Annotated in this window: 14 protein-coding genes; 13 read left to right on the plus strand and 1 reads right to left on the minus strand. The window is 66.6% G+C overall.

Going from position 1 to position 18762, the window contains the following annotated elements:
• Positions 1-8 precede the first annotated feature (8 nt).
• The 11 genes from AC06DU_RS03955 to lpxC all read left to right on the plus strand — a co-directional run bounded on the left by AC06DU_RS03955 (position 9) and on the right by lpxC (position 13937).
• Entirely contained in the window at positions 9-1484 is a 1476-nt protein-coding gene (locus tag AC06DU_RS03955) for a UDP-N-acetylmuramoyl-L-alanyl-D-glutamate--2,6-diaminopimelate ligase (protein WP_080931498.1), read from the plus strand.
• The gene (locus tag AC06DU_RS03960; protein ID WP_478203635.1) at positions 1481-2974 is read left to right on the plus strand and encodes a UDP-N-acetylmuramoyl-tripeptide--D-alanyl-D-alanine ligase; all 1494 of its coding nucleotides are present in this window, start codon (positions 1481-1483) and stop codon (positions 2972-2974) included. Before AC06DU_RS03955 ends, AC06DU_RS03960 begins: the two co-directional genes overlap by 4 nt.
• Positions 2964-4049 (plus strand): phospho-N-acetylmuramoyl-pentapeptide-transferase, encoded by a 1086-nt coding sequence (gene mraY, locus AC06DU_RS03965; RefSeq protein ID WP_024939425.1) that lies wholly within the window; start codon positions 2964-2966, stop codon positions 4047-4049. The genes AC06DU_RS03960 and mraY overlap by 11 nt, the downstream gene beginning before the upstream one ends.
• Complete coding sequence (gene ftsW, locus AC06DU_RS03970) at positions 4049-5422, plus strand: putative lipid II flippase FtsW (protein ID WP_478203636.1); 1374 nt, start codon at positions 4049-4051, stop codon at positions 5420-5422. Before mraY ends, ftsW begins: the two co-directional genes overlap by 1 nt.
• The gene (gene murG, locus AC06DU_RS03975; RefSeq protein ID WP_184626318.1) at positions 5419-6699 is read left to right on the plus strand and encodes an undecaprenyldiphospho-muramoylpentapeptide beta-N-acetylglucosaminyltransferase; all 1281 of its coding nucleotides are present in this window, start codon (positions 5419-5421) and stop codon (positions 6697-6699) included. Before ftsW ends, murG begins: the two co-directional genes overlap by 4 nt.
• On the plus strand, positions 6696-8129 hold the full coding sequence (murC, locus tag AC06DU_RS03980; RefSeq protein ID WP_016902185.1) for a UDP-N-acetylmuramate--L-alanine ligase: 1434 nt from the start codon (positions 6696-6698) through the stop codon (positions 8127-8129). The genes murG and murC overlap by 4 nt, the downstream gene beginning before the upstream one ends.
• Complete coding sequence (locus tag AC06DU_RS03985; protein WP_434982429.1) at positions 8126-9082, plus strand: D-alanine--D-alanine ligase; 957 nt, start codon at positions 8126-8128, stop codon at positions 9080-9082. The genes murC and AC06DU_RS03985 overlap by 4 nt, the downstream gene beginning before the upstream one ends.
• 112 nt (positions 9083-9194) lie before the next feature.
• Positions 9195-10031 (plus strand): cell division protein FtsQ/DivIB, encoded by an 837-nt coding sequence (locus AC06DU_RS03990; protein ID WP_102581980.1) that lies wholly within the window; start codon positions 9195-9197, stop codon positions 10029-10031.
• On the plus strand, positions 10028-11263 hold the full coding sequence (gene ftsA, locus AC06DU_RS03995) for a cell division protein FtsA (protein WP_003485272.1): 1236 nt from the start codon (positions 10028-10030) through the stop codon (positions 11261-11263). The genes AC06DU_RS03990 and ftsA overlap by 4 nt, the downstream gene beginning before the upstream one ends.
• 291 nt (positions 11264-11554) lie before the next feature.
• Positions 11555-12793, plus strand: coding sequence for a cell division protein FtsZ (gene ftsZ, locus AC06DU_RS04000; protein WP_016902188.1), 1239 nt, complete (start codon positions 11555-11557; stop codon positions 12791-12793).
• A 232-nt stretch (positions 12794-13025) separates the two neighbouring features.
• A complete protein-coding gene (gene lpxC, locus AC06DU_RS04005) occupies positions 13026-13937 on the plus strand; it encodes a UDP-3-O-acyl-N-acetylglucosamine deacetylase (protein WP_024938333.1) in 912 nt (303 codons plus the stop codon).
• 186 nt (positions 13938-14123) lie between these two features.
• Here lpxC and AC06DU_RS04010 read toward each other — a convergent pair whose 3' ends face one another.
• Positions 14124-14570 (minus strand): DciA family protein, encoded by a 447-nt coding sequence (locus AC06DU_RS04010; RefSeq protein WP_024938332.1) that lies wholly within the window; start codon positions 14568-14570, stop codon positions 14124-14126.
• Between AC06DU_RS04010 and AC06DU_RS04015 the strand changes: the two genes are divergently transcribed.
• Both AC06DU_RS04015 and secA read left to right on the plus strand, forming a co-directional pair.
• Positions 14571-15515 carry a M23 family metallopeptidase gene (locus AC06DU_RS04015; RefSeq protein ID WP_024938331.1) on the plus strand — a complete coding sequence of 315 codons (945 nt, stop codon included), beginning with the start codon at positions 14571-14573 and terminating at the stop codon, positions 15513-15515. It begins immediately after the preceding gene.
• 155 nt (positions 15516-15670) lie between these two features.
• Positions 15671-18409, plus strand: coding sequence for a preprotein translocase subunit SecA (gene secA / locus AC06DU_RS04020; RefSeq protein ID WP_024938330.1), 2739 nt, complete (start codon positions 15671-15673; stop codon positions 18407-18409).
• The last annotated feature ends 353 nt before the right edge of the window (positions 18410-18762 follow it).

The following is an 18762-nucleotide window of genomic DNA, read 5'->3' on the forward strand; positions in this document are numbered from 1 at the left end:
GCCGCAGCATGCCGCTGTCGCAGTTGTTGCCGGACGTGCCGCTTGCGCGCGAGGTGCAGGTGTCGGGCCTGGTGATGGACAGCCGTGCGGTGCGTGCGGGCGATGCCTTCGTGGCGATCGCCGGTTTCGGTGCGCATGGTCTGGGCTTTGTCGACCAGGCGCGCGCCAATGGCGCGGCGGCGGTGTTGTTCGAGCCGCCGGCGCCGGCCGATCTGCCGGCACCGGCCGACGCGATCGCGGTGCCGGGCCTGCGGGCGCGCCTGGGCGCGATGGCCGATCAGTTCCACGGCCAGCCCTCGCGGGCGATGCGCATGGTCGGCGTCACCGGCACCAACGGCAAGACCTCCACCGTGCAATTGCTGGCGCAGGCCCTGACGCTGCTCGGCACCCCGGCCGGCACGCTCGGCACCCTGGGCGTCGGCCTGTACGGCAGCGCCGTGCCGACCGGTTTCACCACGCCGCTGGTGCTGCAGACGCATGCCTTGCTGGCGCAGTTGCGCGACGCGGGCGCGCAGGCGGTGGCGATGGAAGTCAGCTCGCATGCGCTGGACCAGGGCCGCGTGGATGCAGTGCATTTCGACGTGGCGGTGTTCACCAATCTCACCCGCGACCATCTCGATTACCACGGCGACATGGCGCAGTACGGCGCGGCCAAGGCCAGGCTGTTCACGCGCGCCGGATTGAAAGCCGCGGTGGTGAACCTAGACGATGAATTCGGCCGCACGCTGCTGGCCTCGCTCGACCCCGCGCTGCGCGCGATCGGCGTGAGTTCGCGCGCGCAGGCCCAGGCAGGCGTGCGTGCGCAGGCACTGCAGCTGGACCACAACGGCATCAATTTCGCGCTGCATCTCGACGGCCAGGTGCACCCGGTGCACTCGCCGCTGCTGGGCCGCTTCAATGTGGACAACCTGCTGGCCGTGGCCGGTGCGTTGTCTGCGCTGGAGATCGCGCCGGCGCAGATCGCCGAAGTGCTCGGTCGGTTGCAACCGATCCACGGCCGCATGAATCGCCTCGGCGGCGCGCATGGCGCACCGCTGGTGGTCGTCGACTACGCACACACGCCCGACGCGCTGGAACAGGCATTGGCCAGCCTGCGTGCGCATGCACAGGACCGGCTGATCTGCGTGTTCGGCTGCGGCGGCGAGCGCGACACCGGCAAGCGCCCGCAGATGGCGGCCATTGCCGAGGTCAATGCCGACGTGGCGATCGTCACCGACGACAACCCGCGCGGCGAAGATGGCGATGTGATCGTGGCCGATATCCTGCGCGGCTTCGCACGCCCGGATGCGGCCATCGTGCAGCGCGACCGCGCCGCGGCGATCCATCAGGCCATCAGCATGGCCAGTGCCTCCGACATCGTGCTGATCGCCGGCAAGGGCCACGAGCCGTACCAGGAAGTCGCCGGCGTGCGGCATGCCTTCGACGACGCCATCGTGGCGGCGCAAGCCTTGTTGCCGCGTACCGTGCTGGGAGTGCGCGCATGAAGCTCACGCCGCTGTCGTTGATCGCCCACTGGGCCGGTGGCGAGCTGCATGGCGACGACGCCATGATCGACACCGTCGGCAACGACACCCGCACGCTGGCCAACGGCAGCCTGTACGTGGCGCTGCGCGGCGAGCGTTTCGACGGGCACGACTTTGTCGCAGACGCGGTGGCGCACGGCGCCAGCGGTGTGCTGGTCGATCGCCTGCTGCCGGCGCTGAGCGTGCCGCAGGTGCTGGTGGAAAATACCGAACTGGCGCTGGCGCGTATCGCCGCCGGCATGCAGCGCGATCGCGCCACGCGGCTGATCGCCTTGACCGGCTCCAACGGCAAGACCAGCGTCAAGGCGCTGCTGCTGGCCATCCTGACCGAGGCCGGGCGGGTCGACGGCACCACCGTGTACGCCACGCCGGGCAACCGCAACAACGAGATCGGCCTGCCGCTGGCGGTGATCGCGGCGCCGGACGATGCGGACCTGGCGATCTACGAAATGGGCGCCGGCAAGCCGGGCGATATCGCCTATCTCACCGAGATCGCCCAGCCGCACGTGGCCCTGGTCAACAACATTGCGCCTGCCCATCTGGAACGCCTGGGCAGCCTGCTCGGCGTCGCCCGCACCAAGGGCGCCATCTACGCCGCATTGCCGGCCGATGGCGTGGCGGTGATCAATGCCGACGATGCCTTCGGTGCCTGGTTCGAGCAGCAACTGCATGCGCAGCCGGTGCAGGGCCGTCGCGTGTTGCACTACGGCCTGCAGGCCAGTGCCGACATCACCGCGCATGGCTTGCGGCTGCAGGCCAGTGGCGCGCAGTTCACCCTGGTGACCCCGCAAGGCCAGGCGCAGATCGCGCTGCCGTTGCCGGGCCGCCACAACGTGCTCAACGCGCTGGCTGCGGCCGGCCTGGCCTTGGGTGCGGGCATCGCCTTGCCGATCATCGCCGCCGGCCTGGCGCAGGTGCGCCCGGTGGCCGGTCGTCAGATCACCCACGCCCTGCCTGGCGGCGCGGTGCTGATCGACGACAGCTACAACGCCAACCCCGGCTCGCTGGATGCCGCCATCGACACCCTGGCCGCTGCGCCTGGCGAAGGCTGGCTGGTGCTGGGCGACATGCGCGAACTCGGCCCGGAAGGCGCCGCCCTGCATGCCGCCGCCGGACGTCGCGCGCGCGCGGCCAAGCTGCAGCGCCTGTACGCGCTGGGCGAGCTCAGTGCCGCCGCCGCACAGGCGTTCGGCGAGGGCGGCCGCGTGTTCGCCACCCATGCCGCGTTGATCGCGGCCTTGCAGGCGGATCTGGCGCAGCTCGCCGTTTCGCCGACCCAAACGCAGGAATCTTCTTCGATGTACGAACACACCGGTGCGGCGGCGCAGACTGCCGCCACCACGGCGCAAACCCCGCCCACGCTGCTGGTGAAAGGCTCCCGTGGCAGCGCCATGGACCGCATCGTCGCCGCGCTGCTCGCACCGGCGGAGGACGCATCCCATGCTGCTTGAGCTGGCGCGTTGGCTGCAGCAACTGGAGAGCCTGTTCGGGCTGTTCAACTATCTGACCTTCCGCGGCATCCTGGCCGCGCTGACCGCGTTGTTCCTGTCGCTGTGGATGGGCCCGGCGGTGATCCGCAAGCTGGCCCAGTTCAAGGGTGGCCAGCCGATCCGCCAGGATGGCCCGCAGACGCATTTCTCCAAGGCCGGCACCCCGACCATGGGCGGCTCGCTGATCCTGCTGACGGTGACCTTGTCGGTGCTGCTGTGGGGCGACCTGCGCAACCGTTACGTATGGTTGGTGCTGGCGGTGATGGTCTGTTTCGGTGCGATCGGCTGGTACGACGACTGGATCAAGATCGTGCGCCGCGATCCCAATGGCCTGAAGTCGCGCTGGAAGTATCTGCTGCAGTCGATCTTCGGCCTGGCCGCGGGCCTGTTCCTGTACTACACCGCCGACGTGCCGGCCGCGATCACCTTCTACATCCCGATGTTCAAGTCGATCGCGCTGCCGCTGGCCGGCGTGAGCTTTGTGGTGATCGCCTATTTCTGGATCGTCGGCTTCTCCAACGCGGTCAACCTGACCGACGGTCTGGACGGCCTGGCGATCATGCCGACCGTGCTGGTGGCCTGTGCGCTGGGCGTGTTCGCTTACGCCTCGGGCAATGTGGTGTTTGCCGAATACCTGAAGATCCCGCTGATTCCCGGGGCCGGCGAGCTGATCATCATCTGCTCGGCGATCGCCGGCGCAGGCCTGGGCTTTCTGTGGTTCAACACCTATCCGGCCATGGTGTTCATGGGTGATATCGGCGCGCTGTCGCTGGGCGCGGTGCTGGGCACCATCGCGGTGATCGTGCGCCAGGAGATGGTGCTGGTGATCATGGGCGGGGTGTTCGTGATCGAAACGCTGTCGGTGATGATCCAGGTCGCCAGCTTCAAGCTGACCGGCAAGCGCGTGTTCCGCATGGCGCCGATCCATCACCACTTCGAACTCAAGGGCTGGCCGGAGCCGCGCGTGATCGTGCGCTTCTGGATCATTTCGGTTGTGCTGGTGCTGATCGGCCTTGCCACGTTGAAGGTGCGCTGATGAACGACATGTCCCGCCAGGCCACGCGACTGGACGCCATCGGCGGTCGCTACGACCCGTGGCTGCTCGGGGCCGCGGCCACGCTCGCCTCGCTGGGCGTGGTGATGGTGGCGTCCAGCTCGATCGAGCTGTCCGACAACCCGTTCTATTACCTGACCCGCCATCTGCTGTTCCTGGGCATCGGCGTGGGCCTGGCGTTCTGGGCGATGCGCACCGAGCTCAAGACCATCGAGCAGTACAACCAGGTGTTGCTGTTGGCCTGTTTCGGCCTGCTGATGGTGGTGTTCGTGCCCGGCCTGGGCAGCAGCGTCAACGGCGCCAAGCGCTGGATCAACCTGGGCGTGTCGAAATTCCAGACCGTCGAAGCGGTCAAGGTGCTCTACATCGTGTGGCTGTCCAGCTACCTGGTGCGCTTTCGCGACGAGGTCAATGCGACCTGGCCGGCGATGCTCAAGCCGCTGGGCGTGGCGATCGCACTGGTCGGCCTGCTGCTGATGCAGCCGGACTTCGGCTCGTCCACGCTGCTGCTGGCGATCACCGCCGGCATGCTGGTGCTGGGCGGGGTGAACCTGCCGCGCATGTCGATGCCGATCGTGTTCGGCCTGCCGGTGTTCGCCTTCATCGCGATCCTGGAGCCGTACCGGCTGCGTCGCATCACCTCGTTCCTGGACCCGTGGGCCGACCAGCTCGGCTCCGGCTATCAGCTGTCCAACGCCTTGATGGCGGTCGGCCGTGGCCAGTGGACCGGCGTGGGCTTGGGTGCCTCGGTGCAGAAGCTCAACTACCTGCCCGAAGCGCATACCGACTTCATCTTCTCGGTCATCGCCGAAGAGCTCGGCTTTGTCGGCGTGTGCGGGGTGATTTCGCTGTACGCGCTGCTGGTCGGCCGCGCGTTCTGGCTGGGCATGCGCTGCGTGGAAATGAAGCGTCACTTCTCCGGCTACATCGCCTTCGGCATCGGCTTGTGGATCAGCCTGCAGAGCTTCGTCTCGGTAGGCGTGAACCTGGGCATCCTGCCGACCAAGGGTCTGACCCTGCCGCTGATTTCCTCCGGCGGTTCGTCGGTGCTGATGACCTGCGTGGCGATGGGCCTGCTGCTGCGCGTGTCCTACGAAATGGATCGTGCCGAGCGCCTGCGCAGCAAGTTGTCGCCGCAGGGTGCGGGCGCACCGTCGGCCGAGCCGGCCGAACCGGTGGTCGAATCGGCCGCGCCGGCCTACGTGCCCGCGCGCAAGCCGCAGCGCGAGCCGGTTGCCGCCGCGCCGGCACCGGTTGCCGCAGCCTCGGCCACGTCTGCGCATGCGTCTGAGTTCCTGCGCGGCACCAGCCGCATGCAGCCGCGCGTGGAACCGACCTTCGGGAGGATTGCATGAGCGCTCATGCGAATCCCGCGCAAACGCCTGCACATCCAGGTGCGGGGATCCGACCAGTGATGATTCTGGCTGGCGGCACCGGCGGGCATATCTTCCCGGGTCTGGCCGTGGCCAAGGTGCTGCGCGCGCGTGGCGTGCCGGTGACCTGGCTGGGCGCCGACGGCGCAATGGAAACCCGGCTGGTGCCGCAGCACGATATTCAACTCGATACGCTGGCCATCAGCGGCCTGCGCGGCAAGGGCCTGGTGAAATTGCTCGGTGCACCGGTGCGGGTGATGCGCGCGGTGCGCGCCGCCGGCTTCGTGCTGCGCAAGCGCCAGCCGCGCGCGGTGATCAGTTTCGGCGGCTTTGCGGCCGGCCCGGGCGGCCTGGCAGCGCGGCTGCTCGGGGTGCCGTTGCTGGTGCATGAGCAGAACCGCGCGCCCGGCATGACCAACAAGGTGTTGTCGCGGTTTGCGCGCCGTGTGCTGACCGGTTTCCCGGGCAGCTTCGCCGGCGAAGAAGCGGTGGGCAATCCGGTGCGTGCGGAAATCGCAGCGCTTCCCGCGCCGGCCACGCGTCTGCTCGGCCGTGGCAGTGCCGTACGCGTGCTGGTGCTCGGTGGCAGCCAGGGCGCACGCGCATTGAACCAGGCCGTGCCGGCGGCACTGGCTGCGCTCGGTCACCCGGATGTGGACGTGCGCCACCAGTGCGGCGAAAAGCTGCGTGCCGAAGCCGAGGCCGCGTACGCGCAGGCGGGCGTCAACGCCAGCGTCGAACCCTTCATCGCCGACATGGCCGCCGCCTACGCCTGGGCCGACCTGGTCGTGTGCCGCGCCGGTGCCTCCACGCTGGCCGAACTGTGCGCCGCCGGCATCGGCAGCGTGCTGGTGCCCTTCGCCGCCGCCGTGGACGACCACCAGACCCGCAATGCCGAATACCTGGTTGGCGCCGATGCCGCCGTGCTGCTCAAGCAGGACGACACCCTGGCGGCGCGCCTGCAGCAGGTCTTGCAGACCCTGCTCGCCGACCCCGCCCGCCGCCTGGCGATGGCGCAGGCCGCCCGCACCCTGGCCAAGCCGGACGCCGCCGAACGCATCGCCGACATCATTCTGCAGGAAGCCGGGAGTGGTGAATCGGGAATGGGGAATGGGCAGAGCTCAGAACAATTGCAGGAACAGACAGTGATGCAAGAAAACAAGCACACCGGTCAGGCGCTCAACGCCGCCGGTGCCTCGCTTTACACGATTCCCGATTCCCGATTCCCGATTCGCACCTCCACCGGAGGTGCCGCGTGATTCGCCGTCTGCAGGACAGTGGCGACCTGGTGCGTGCGTTTCCGCGCGTGCATTTCGTCGGTATCGGCGGCACCGGCATGAGCGGCATTGCCGAGGTGATGCTGACGCTGGGCTATGAAGTCTCCGGCTCGGACAACTCCGATAACGTGGCGACGCGGCGGCTGGCCAAGCTGGGTGCGCGGGTGATGCGCGGGCATTCGGCTGCCAACGTGCTCGGCACCGATTGCGTGGTGGTGTCCAGCGCGATCCGCGAAGACAACCCCGAGCTGATGGAAGCGCGCAGCCAGCGCATTCCGATCATGCCGCGTGCGGCGATGCTGGCCGAGTTGATGCGGTTCCGTCGCGGCATCGCGGTGGCCGGCACGCATGGCAAGACCACCACCACCAGCCTGGCCGCAGCGGTGCTGAGCGAGGGCGGGCTGGATCCGACCTTCGTCATCGGCGGGCAGTTGCTGGCCGCCGGCGCCAACGCCAAGCTGGGTGGCGGCCAGTGGCTGGTGGCCGAGGCCGACGAAAGCGACGGCAGCTTCCTGCGCCTGAATCCGCTGATGGCGGTGATCACCAACATCGATTCGGATCACCTGGAAAACTACGGCAACGATTTCGCACGCATCCAGGCCGCCTTCGCCGAGTTCCTGCAGCGCCTGCCGTTCTACGGCCTGGCGTTGCTGTGCATCGACGACCCGGAAGTGGCCGCGCTGGCCGGCAAGACGCCGCGCCACGTGATGAGCTACGGCATGAGCGAAAACGCCGACGTACGCGCCGAAGACGTGGTGCAGGACGGCCCGCGCATGCGCTTCACGCTGCGCCTGCCCGAAGGCACCACCACGCCGGTGACGCTGGCCTTGCCGGGCCGCCACAACGTGCTCAACGCATTGGCGGCCGCCGCGATCGGCTGGCAGCTGGGCGTGGCGCCGGAGACCATCGCGCGTGCGCTGGAAAACTTCGCCGGCATCGGCCGTCGCTTCAACGACCTGGGCGAAGTCACCACCAGCACCGGTGCGCGCGTGCGCGTGGTCGACGATTACGGCCACCATCCGCGCGAGCTGGAAGCGGTGTTCGCCGCTGCCCGTGGCGGCTGGCCGGACAAGCGCCTGGTGGTGGCATTCCAGCCGCATCGCTACAGCCGTACCCGCGATCAATTCGATGCCTTCGCCGCGGTGCTGAGCACCGTCGATGCGCTGGTGCTGAGCGAGGTCTATCCGGCCGGCGAAGCGCCGATTCCGGGCGCCGATGCGCGCGCGCTGGCGCGTGCGATCCGTGCGCGCGGCCGCAGCGAACCGGTGGTGGTCGGGCAGATTTCCGGCCTGGCCGAAGTGCTGCCGGACGTGCTGCAGGACGGCGATCTGCTGCTGATGATGGGCGCCGGCGATATCGGCTATGTCGCGCAGCACATCATCAACAACGGTTTCACCGGAGCGAGCGCATGAGCGCGGTGATTCCCAACGCACGTACCAGCGATCCGGCCGCGTTCGGCCGCGTCGCCGTGCTGCTCGGCGGTACCTCGTCCGAGCGCGAAGTGTCGTTGAACTCCGGCAGCAACGTGCTCGACGCACTGTGCGCGCGCGGTGTCGACGCGCAGCCGGTCGACGGCATTCCGGCCCTGGCGCAGGCCCTGGTCGAAAAACGCTTCGATCGCGTCTTCAACGTGCTGCACGGCCATAACGGCGGCGGCGAAGACGGCATCGTGCAAGGCCTGATGGAAGCCTTCAAGGTGCCGTACACCGGCTCCAACGTGCTGGGCTCGGCGTTGAGCATGGACAAGATCCGCACCAAGCAGGTGTGGCTGTCGCTGGGCTTGTCCACGCCGCGCTATGCGCGCCTGGCCGCCGGTGCCAGCGCCGACGACATCCATGCCGCCGCGCGGCAGATCGGCTTGCCGGTGATCGTCAAGCCGGCCAACGAAGGCTCCAGCGTCGGCATCAGCCGCGTGTTCGACCAGGCCCAGCTCGAACAAGCCGTGCTGCTGGCGGCGCGCTACGACGGCGCGCTGCTGATGGAGCAGCTGATCGAAGGCGACGAACTCACCGTGGCCGTGCTCGGCGAGGTCGCGCTGCCGTCGATCCGCATCGTGCCCAAGGGCCAGTGGTACGACTACAACGCCAAGTACCTGGCCGACGACACCCAGTACCTGTGCCCGGGCCTGGACGGCGATGCCGAGACGCAACTGCGCCAGCTCGCCCTGGACGCCTTCCGTGCTGCCGGCGCCAGCGGCTGGGGCCGCGTCGACGTGATGCGCGACCGTGCCAGCGGCCAGCTGTATCTGCTGGAGGTCAACACCGCCCCGGGCATGACCAGCCACTCGCTGGTGCCCAAGGCCGCGCGCCAGCTCGGCATCGATTTCGAAGAACTGGTCTGGCGCGTGCTGGAGCAGACGCTATGACGCCGGGAATGGGGAATCGGGAATCGGGAATCGCAAAAGCGACAGCCGGCAGTGCGCCGCTGTTGACGATTCCCCATTCCCGATTCCCCATTCCCGCGCGCGGAGCGCGCGCATGAACGCCACCCTGCGCATCCTGGCGTGGTTGCTCGCGGTGGCGCTGGTCGCGTTGCCGGTGGTGGCCGTGCTCAATGGCTGGGTGGGTGCCGAGCGTTGGCCGTTGGCGCGCTTGCGGGTGTCGGGCGACTTCAAGCGGGTGCCGGCCGAAGAGTTGCGTGCGGTGGTCCTGCCATATGCGCGCGCGGGCTTTTTCGCGGTGAAGCTGCAGAACGCGCAGGACGCCATCGCGCGCCTGCCGTGGGTGGAAAGTGCGCAGGTGCGCAAGCGCTGGCCGGACGTGCTGGAAGTGCACGTCACCGAGCACAAGCCGTTCGCGCGCTGGGGCACCGACCGCATGTTGTCCGAGCAGGGCCGGTTGTTCCGCACCCCGCCGTTGTTGAAGGATTTCAAGCTGCCGCAACTCGGTGGCCCGGACAGCAAGACCCAGGACGTGGTGGCGCTCTACAACGAATCGCGCGCGTTGTTCGCGCCGACCGGGCTGGATGTGGAGCGTCTGGAAATGGACGCGCGCGGCAGCTGGTCGCTGGGCCTGAGCAACGGCGTGCAGATCGTGATCGGCCGCGACGACGCCCGCGCGCGCCTGCAGCGCTTCGCCCGCGTGCTGCCGCAACTGGCCGACCCGCAACGCCCGATCGCCCGCGCCGACCTGCGCTACACCAACGGCTTCACGGTCGAGCGGCGAATGGAGAGTGGGGAATCGGGAATGGATAAGAAACCCAAGCCGGTGTCGCCCGCTGCGCCTCACGCACTTGTCCTCAATTCTCCTCGCCTCCGTGCACCGCTGTTGACCATTCCCCATTCGCTATTCCCTATTCCCGGCTTTAAGACATGAACCGCAAAGGCGACAAATCCCTCATCGTTGGACTGGACATCGGCACCTCCAAGGTCGTCGCGCTGGTCGGCGAGTACTCGCCCGGCAATCCGATCGAAGTGATCGGTATCGGTTCGCATGAATCGCGCGGTCTCAAGCGCGGCGTGGTGGTGGACATCGAGTCCACCGTGCAGTCGATCCAGCGCGCGGTGGAAGAGGCCGAGCTGATGGCCGGCTGCGAAATCCGCTCGGTGTACGCGTCGATTTCCGGCAACCACGTGCAGTGCAAGAACTCGCCCGGCATCGTGCCGATCCGCGACGGCGAAGTGACCTGGAGCGATCTGGAGCGCGTGCTGGATGCAGCCAAGGCCGTGGCCATTCCTGCTGACCAGCGCATCCTGCATGCGATCCCGCGCGAGTACGTGCTGGACGATTCGCAGGAAGGCATCCGCAATCCGGTCGGCATGACCGGCGTGCGCCTGGAGGTGCACGCGCATCTGGTGGTGTGCGCGCAGTCGGCAGCGGCCAACATCACCAAGTGCGTGCAGAAGTGCGGCCTGCAGGTGGACGATCTGGTGCTGTCGTCGCTGGCGTCCAGCGTGGCGGTCCTGACCGCCGACGAGCGCGAACTGGGCGTGGTACTGGTGGATATCGGCGCCGGCACCACCGACCTTGCGGTCTACGTGCAGGGCGCGATCTGCCACACCGCCTCGTTGCCGATCGCCGGCGACCACGTCACCAACGACATTGCGCACATGCTGCGCACGCCCACCCCGGAAGCCGAACAGATCAAGGTGCGCTACGCCTGTGCGCTGGCGCAGCTGGCCACCGCCGAAGAAAGTATCCAGGTGCCGTCGGTCGGCGATCGTCCGCCGCGGCGCATGCCGCGGCATGCGCTCGCGCAGGCGGTGCAGGGCCGTTACGAGGAAATCTTCGAAATGGTGCAGGCCGAACTGCGCCGCTCCGGTTTCGAGGAAATGGTGCGCGCCGGCATGGTGCTCACCGGTGGTGCGTCGAAGATGGAAGGCGTGGTCGAACTGGCCGAAGAAATGTTGCAGATGCCGGTGCGCGTGGGCATTCCCCAGCACGTCACCGGCCTGGGCGAAGTCGTCGGCAACCCGGTGCATGCCTCCGGCGTGGGCCTGCTGCTGATGGGCAGCCAGATCGAACACCCGCGCCGCCCGTCGATCCCGACCGGTCGCGCCGGGAGCTTGTTCAAGAAATTGAAGAACTGGTATCGCGGGGAATTCTGAAGAATCGGGAATCGGGATTCGAGAATTGGTTGAAGCAAAGGCAAAGCGGTTGCGGCAGATTTGAGTGGAGAGCGGTGAGAGCGGGCAGGGCGTAGTTTTTTTTGCGGTTCCGTCGAGGAAGCAGTGGTTGGCGTGGAGGTGATTCGCTGTTGCGATTCCCCATTCCCGACTCCCCATTCCCGGCATTCAAACAACAACATTCGCCGACATGCGGGTGTTGGGCTGGCGAACGGAGCAATCCGATTCCCCATTCCCGATTCCCCATTCACGGCATCTAAAGAGGACACTGACATGGCACATTTTGAACTGATCGAAAAGATGGCTCCCAACGCGGTAATCAAGGTCGTTGGCGTGGGCGGCGGCGGCGGCAACGCGGTTGCGCACATGGTCAACACCAATGTCGATGGCGTGGAGTTCATCACCGCCAACACCGACTCGCAGGCGATCAAGAACTGCGGCGCCAAGCTGCAGCTGCAGCTCGGCACCAACGTCACCAAGGGCCTGGGCGCGGGCGCCAATCCGGAAGTCGGTCGCCAGGCCGCACTGGAAGACCGCGAGCGCATCATGGACGCGCTGCAGGGTGCGGACATGGTGTTCATCACCGCCGGCATGGGCGGCGGCACCGGCACCGGCGCAGCGCCGGTGGTTGCACAGCTGGCCAAGGAAATGGGCATCCTGACCGTGGCCGTGGTCACCAAGCCGTTCCCGTTCGAAGGCCGTCGCCGCATGCAGGTTGCGCTCAAGGGCATCGAGGAGCTGAGCCAGCATTGCGACTCGCTGATCACCATCCCCAATGAAAAGCTGATCACCGTGCTCGGCCGCAACGCCACCATGATCCAGGCCTTCCGCGCCGCCAACGACGTGCTGCAGGGCGCCGTGCAGGGCATCGCCGACCTGATCGTGCGTCCGGGTCTGATCAACGTCGACTTCGCCGACGTGCGCACCGTGATGTCGGAAATGGGCCTGGCCATGATGGGCACCGGCTCGGCACGCGGCGACGATCGCGCGCAGGCCGCTGCCGAAGCCGCCATCCAGAACCCGCTGCTGGACGACGTCAACCTGGCCGGTGCCAACGGCATCCTGGTCAACATCACCGCCGGCCCGGACTTCACCATGTCCGAGTTCGACGAGATCGGCCGCACCATCGAGGCGTTCGCCTCGGAAGATGCGACCGTGGTCGTCGGCACCGTGCTCGACCCGGACATGCAGGACGAAGTGCGCGTCACCGTGGTGGCCACTGGCCTTAACCGTGCGGTTGCCCGCCAGACCCAGCGTCCGGACCAGCGCGCGCCGATCAAGCTGGTGCGCAATGCCACCACCGGCCAGCCGGAGTTCGGCGATTTCGACACCAGCGGCGGCGATGCGGTGTCCAAGGCCGTCGGCGGCAGCATGGGCCTGGGCCTGCGTCGTCCGAGCAGCGACTCGGTCGGCAGCGGCAGCAACAACGGCGGCGGTTCGGCTGCGCCGGCCGCAGACCTGCCCAACGATTACCTGGATATCCCGGCGTTCCTGCGCCGCCAGGCCGACTGAGGATCGTCGGCTGCGTCGCTACGGCGGCGCGGTCCGTTCCGCCCCGGGGTTCGCCTCGGGGGTGCAGTGCCATGTCCTTTCTGCCGGGTCGGCCACGATCCGGCAGCTTTTGCAGTGGCGTGACCCGGGGATTACAGTTCCCGTCACGCGCGACTTGTTAAAATTCAGATAATCTCTACGGATTAGACAGCCGGTTCAGCGTCTGTCTGCATTGTTCATCCAGACTTCGCATATGACCCAGCAACGCACTCTCAAGAACACCATTCGCGCCACCGGCGTCGGCCTGCACAGCGGCGACAAGGTGTACATGACGCTACGACCGGCTCCGGTCGATCATGGCGTGGTGTTCCGGCGTGTGGACCTGGAGCCGATCGTCGAAGTCCCGGCCGATGCCGAACTGGTCACCGAGACCACGCTGTGCACCGGCCTGACCTGCAATGGCGCCAAGATCCAGACCGTCGAGCACCTGATGTCGGCACTGGCCGGCCTGGGTGTGGACAATGTCATCGTCGAACTGTCTTCGGCCGAGCTGCCGATCATGGACGGTTCGTCCGGCCCGTTCGTATTCCTGCTGCAGTCGGCAGGCATCGTCGAGCAGAACAAGGCCAAGCGCTTCATCCGCATCAAGCAGACGGTGGAGGTGCGCGAGGGCGACAAGGTCGCGCGCTTCGAGCCGTACGAGGGCTACAAGCTCGGCTTCACCATCGAATTCAATCACCCGATGATCCCGGCCAAGCAGTCGCGCCAGGAAATCGAGTTCTCCACCTCGGCCTACGTCAAGGAAATCTCGCGCGCCCGCACCTTCGGCTTCATGCGCGACCTTGAATACATGCGCGAGCGCAATCTGGGCCTGGGCGGTTCGATGGACAACGCCATCGTGCTGGACGAGTTCCGCGTGCTCAACGAGGACGGCCTGCGTTACACCAACGAATTCGTGCGGCACAAGATCCTGGACGCCATCGGCGACCTGTATCTGGCCGGCGGCGCCATTCTGGGCGCCTACGAAGGCTTCAAGTCCGGCCACGCGCTCAACAACAAGCTGGTGCGTGCGCTGCTGGCGGATCAGGCCGCCTGGGAATGGGTCAGCTTCCCCGAAGGCACCGTGCAACCGCCGGTCACCTACGCCAGCCCCGTCTACGCCTGATGTCGGGGAATGCCGCAGTCGGCGTTCGAAGTGTGAACTGCGTCGGATTACCGGCCCGTTCTTAACTTTTATTTAAGACTTCTCTAACTCCTGCGTGGCTGAGGCCCGCTAGGATGCGTCGGGTCGTGCGCGGTCTTCGCAATTCTTTCACGCTGCGGCGGCCGCTTCGCACCAGCGGCGCGGTGCTCACCGTTTGGTGGGTGGAACATCCTGCAGGGAGGCCAGCGCATCGCGCAGACCTCTGTGCGTGGCCTCCGAGACGGGGCGCGGACGCTCGCGATTCTGCTGCATTGGGGAATGCAGCGGGGTGGTAGTGGTCTTGATGGTCACTGCGGTGGCCTTCAGTCCGATGGATCGGGCGGCATCCAGTAATTGGGTCTCGGCAAGTCGCAACTTGGCATGCCAGACAGGTGAATCAACCAGAAAAACGAGCTGTTCGTCTCTGACATTGGCCAGCCGGCAACGGGTGGCCAGATGAGGCGGTAACAGGGGGCGCAACTGTCGGTCCAGCGCATCGAGCCACAACGCTCGGCGCAAGGGGTCGCCAGCCTTTTCACCCAACGCGGCCTCGATGGCCGGTTGTGGGACGGAAGGGTTGCGTGCGTTGGACTTGGGCTTGGACATGACACTCATATGGCGTTGAAGAAAGTTGTAATCAAATCTCGCGAAACCCGGGCGCAGCGGTTGGCCCGCCAGTTCCAGGGCTTTGCCGCGGATCGACCGATGGTAGTCCTCGGCGCCGTGCTTGGGCTGGGCATGTTGATCGGCATCGGTGCCAGCACCGCCACCGGCATGGTGACCAATTCCGCGTTGCAGGCCAAGGTTGCCCGGCAGCAGGCCGAGCTGGCCCAGGCGCAGCGCGCCTCGCAGGCGCAGGTCAACGCACTGGCCGCGCGCATGGGCGAGCTGCAGGCGCAGGCCACCCGTCTCAATGCATTGGGCGAGCGGCTGACCGAAATGGGCAAGCTGAAGGACGGCGAGTTCGACTTCGATGCCCCGGTCGGCGTCGGTGGCGGCGACGAGCCGGTCAGCGACATGCCGGTCGAGTCGCTCAAGCAGACGCTGGGGCAGGTCGAACAGCAGTTCTCCGCCTCCGGCCAGCAACTGAACGTGCTGGCCGCGCTGATGTTCGATCATCAGCTCGAACAGAATTCGGTGCCCTCGCGGATGCCGATCCGCAACACCTACATCACCTCCGGCTTCGGCGGCCGCGCCGATCCGTTCGACGGTGGTTCGGCCTTCCACAAGGGCGTGGACTTCCACGCCAACGTGGGCGACCCGGTGATGTCGGTCGCCGACGGCGTGGTCAGCTATGCCGGCGTGCGCGGCGGCTATGGCAACGTGGTGGAAGTGGACCACGGCAACGGCTATGTGACCCGCTACGCGCACAACTCGCGCCTGGTGGTGAAGGTGGGCGACCTGGTCCGCGCCGGGCAGCAGGTGGCCCGGGCCGGATCCAGCGGGCGCTCCACTGGCGCCCACGTGCATTTCGAGGTGTGGGCGGACGGGCGGGTGGTCAATCCGCGCAAGTTCCTGGGCGATACCAACACGCCGGTGGGCCGCCGCGGGCGCGGTTGACGACGGCGCGGGCGGCGCTTGATTCGTGAAGGCCCGCCCCAAGCTACAATAGGGTGTTGCCATCGACAGGGCGCAGTGCGCCCTGTTTCGTTTACGGCGGCCGGGTCTTGGGGACCGGCGTCGGTCAAACCGTTCCTTTTCAACCGGTTTCTTCAATGATCAACAGTCTGCTTACCCGTGTCTTTGGCAGTCGTAACGAACGCCAGCTGCGCCAGCTCAACCGCCTCGTCACCCAGATCAATGCGCTGGAGCCGACGATCGAGAAGCTCTCCGACGCCGAGCTGCAAGCCAAGACCCCGGAGTTCAAGCAGCGACTTGCCGCCGGCGAGTCCCTGGACAAGATTCTTCCCGAAGCCTTCGCGGTGTGCCGCGAGGCCAGCCGCCGCGTGCTCGGCATGCGCCATTACGACGTGCAGCTGATCGGCGGCATGGTGCTGCACCTGGGCAAGATCGCCGAGATGCGCACCGGTGAAGGCAAGACCCTGGTCGCCACGCTGCCGGTGTACCTCAACGCGCTGCAGGGCGAGGGCGTACATGTGGTCACGGTCAACGACTACCTGGCGCGCCGCGACGCCGCGCAGATGGGCAAGCTGTACAACTGGCTGGGCCTGAGCGTGGGCGTGGTGTATCCGGGCATGCCGCACAGCGACAAGCGCGAGGCCTACGGCAGCGACATCACCTACGGCACCAACAACGAGTTCGGTTTCGACTACCTGCGCGACAACATGGCGCTGTCCAAGGCCGACCGCTACCAGCGCAACCTGCATTACGCGATCGTCGACGAAGTCGACTCGATCCTGATCGACGAGGCGCGTACCCCGCTGATCATCTCCGGCCCGGCCGACGAGTCGCCGGAGCTGTACATCCGCGTCAACCGCATCGTGCCGCAGCTGACCAGGCAGGAAAGCGAAGAGGGCGAGGGTGACTTCTGGATCGACGAGAAGGGCAAGCAGGTGCATCTGTCCGAGGCGGGCATGGGCCACGCCGAAGAACTGCTGATGCAGGCCGGCATCCTGGAAAATGCCGAAGACGGCCTGTACGCCGCGCAGAACCTGAGCGTGGTGCATCACCTCAATGCCGCGCTGCGCGCGCATGCGATCTATCAGCGCGACGTGGACTACATCGTGCGCGATGGCGAGGTGGTGATCGTCGATGAATTCACCGGCCGCACGCTGAGCGGGCGCCGTTGGTCCGATGGCCTGCACCAGGCGGTCGAGGCCAAGGAAGGCGTGCCGGTACAGCGCGAGAACCAGACGCTGGCCAGCATCACCTTCCAGAACCTGTTCCGCATGTACAAGAAGCTGTCCGGCATGACCGGTACGGCCGACACCGAAGCCTACGAATTCCAGAGCATCTACGGCCTGGAAGTGGTGGTGATCCCGACCAACCGCCCGACCGTGCGCAAGGACCATCCGGACCAGGTGTTCCTCAACCGCAAGGGCAAGTTCAACGCGGTGCTGGCCGACATCGAAGACTGCGCCAAGCGCGGCCAGCCGGTGCTGGTGGGTACCACCTCGATCGAGACTTCGGAGATGCTGTCCGAGCACCTGCGCAAGGCCGGGGTCAAGCACGAAGTGCTCAACGCCAAGCAGCACGAGCGCGAAGCCACCATCGTGGCCAACGCCGGCCAGCCGGGCGCGGTGACCATCGCCACCAACATGGCCGGCCGCGGTACCGACATCGTGCTGGGCGGTTCGCTGGAAACCGAGCTGCATGCCATGGGCGACGACATCAGCGACGAGCAGCGCCTTGCGGCCAAGACCGAATGGCAGCGTCGTCACGATGCGGTCAAGGCGGCCGGCGGCCTGCACATCATCGGTACCGAGCGGCACGAATCGCGCCGTATCGACAACCAGCTGCGTGGCCGTGCCGGTCGTCAGGGCGACCCGGGTTCCTCGCGCTTCTATCTGTCGCTGGAAGACAACCTGATGCGCATCTTCGCCTCGGACTGGGTCCAGAAGGCGATGCGCATGATGGGCATGAAGGAAGACGACGTCATCGAAGATCGCCTGGTCAGCCGGCAGATCGAAAAGGCGCAGCGCAAGGTGGAAGCGCACAACTTCGACATCCGCAAGAACCTGCTGGACTTCGACGACGTCAACAATGACCAGCGCAAGGTGATCTACGCCCAGCGCGACGAATTGCTGGATGCCGAATCGGTCAAGGACAACGTCGACGGCATCCGTGGCGATGTGATCTACGACCTGGTCGCACGCTTCGTGCCGCCCAACTCTGTCGATGAGCAGTGGGACCTGAAGGGTCTGGAAGCCACGCTGGAATCGGAGCTGGGCATGCCGCTGGCGCTAAGCGAGATGGCACGCACGCAGGAAGAACTGGACGCCGAGCAGATTGCGGCCAAGGTGCAGGCAGCGGTGGATGCGCACTTTGCCGAGAAGGAAGCGGCGGTGGGCAACGACACCATGCGCGCATTGGAGAAGCACGTGATGCTGACCGTGCTCGACCAGGGCTGGAAGGAGCATCTGGCCAAGATGGATTACCTGCGCCAGGGCATCTATCTGCGCGGGTATGCGCAGAAGCAGCCCAAGCAGGAATACAAGAAGGAAGCCTTCGAGCTGTTCTCCGAGATGCTGGAGAACGTCAAGCGCGAAGTGATCAACCTGCTGGCGCGCGTGCGCATCCGCAGCGAAGAGGAAGTGGCCGAGCTGGAAGAGCAGGAGCGTCTGCAGGCGCAGGCGCGCTTGATGGCCTCGCAGTTCCAGCATCAGGACGCCGGCGGCTACGGTGCCGACGAGGAAGTGGAACAGATGCAGGGCGGCAACGCCCCGGTGCCGGTGTCGCAGGTGACCCGCGACGAGCCCAAGGTGGGCCGTAACGATCCGTGCCCCTGCGGCAGCGGCAAGAAGTACAAGCATTGCCACGGTCAACTCAGCTGAGCTGAGTTGACCGTGGTGCAGCCCGCTTGGCGGGCTGCACACCAGGCGTCCGCATAGCGGACGCCTGGTGCACGGTCCTTGCTTCCGATCCCCGCGCCTTTGGCGCGCCCCCTTACCAAGGGGGGCTCTGCTTACGGATGGGATCCTGAGGGGGTCTTGAAGCAGGAAAGGGGATATCGCAGACCGGGTACGAGGCCACGCTCAGGTTTCGCCGCCCTTGGCCAATTCCCTGCGAAGGCATGGCTTGCATCGTTGCCAGGCAACGACGGGACACCAATCGCATAGACGCTGGAAGCGTCCGGCGATTTGTCTTGCGGTGGGCCTCGGCACGGTAGCTCTGCCGCGCTGTCCAT

It is taken from the genome of Xanthomonas sp. NCPPB 3200 (assembly GCF_056393585.1).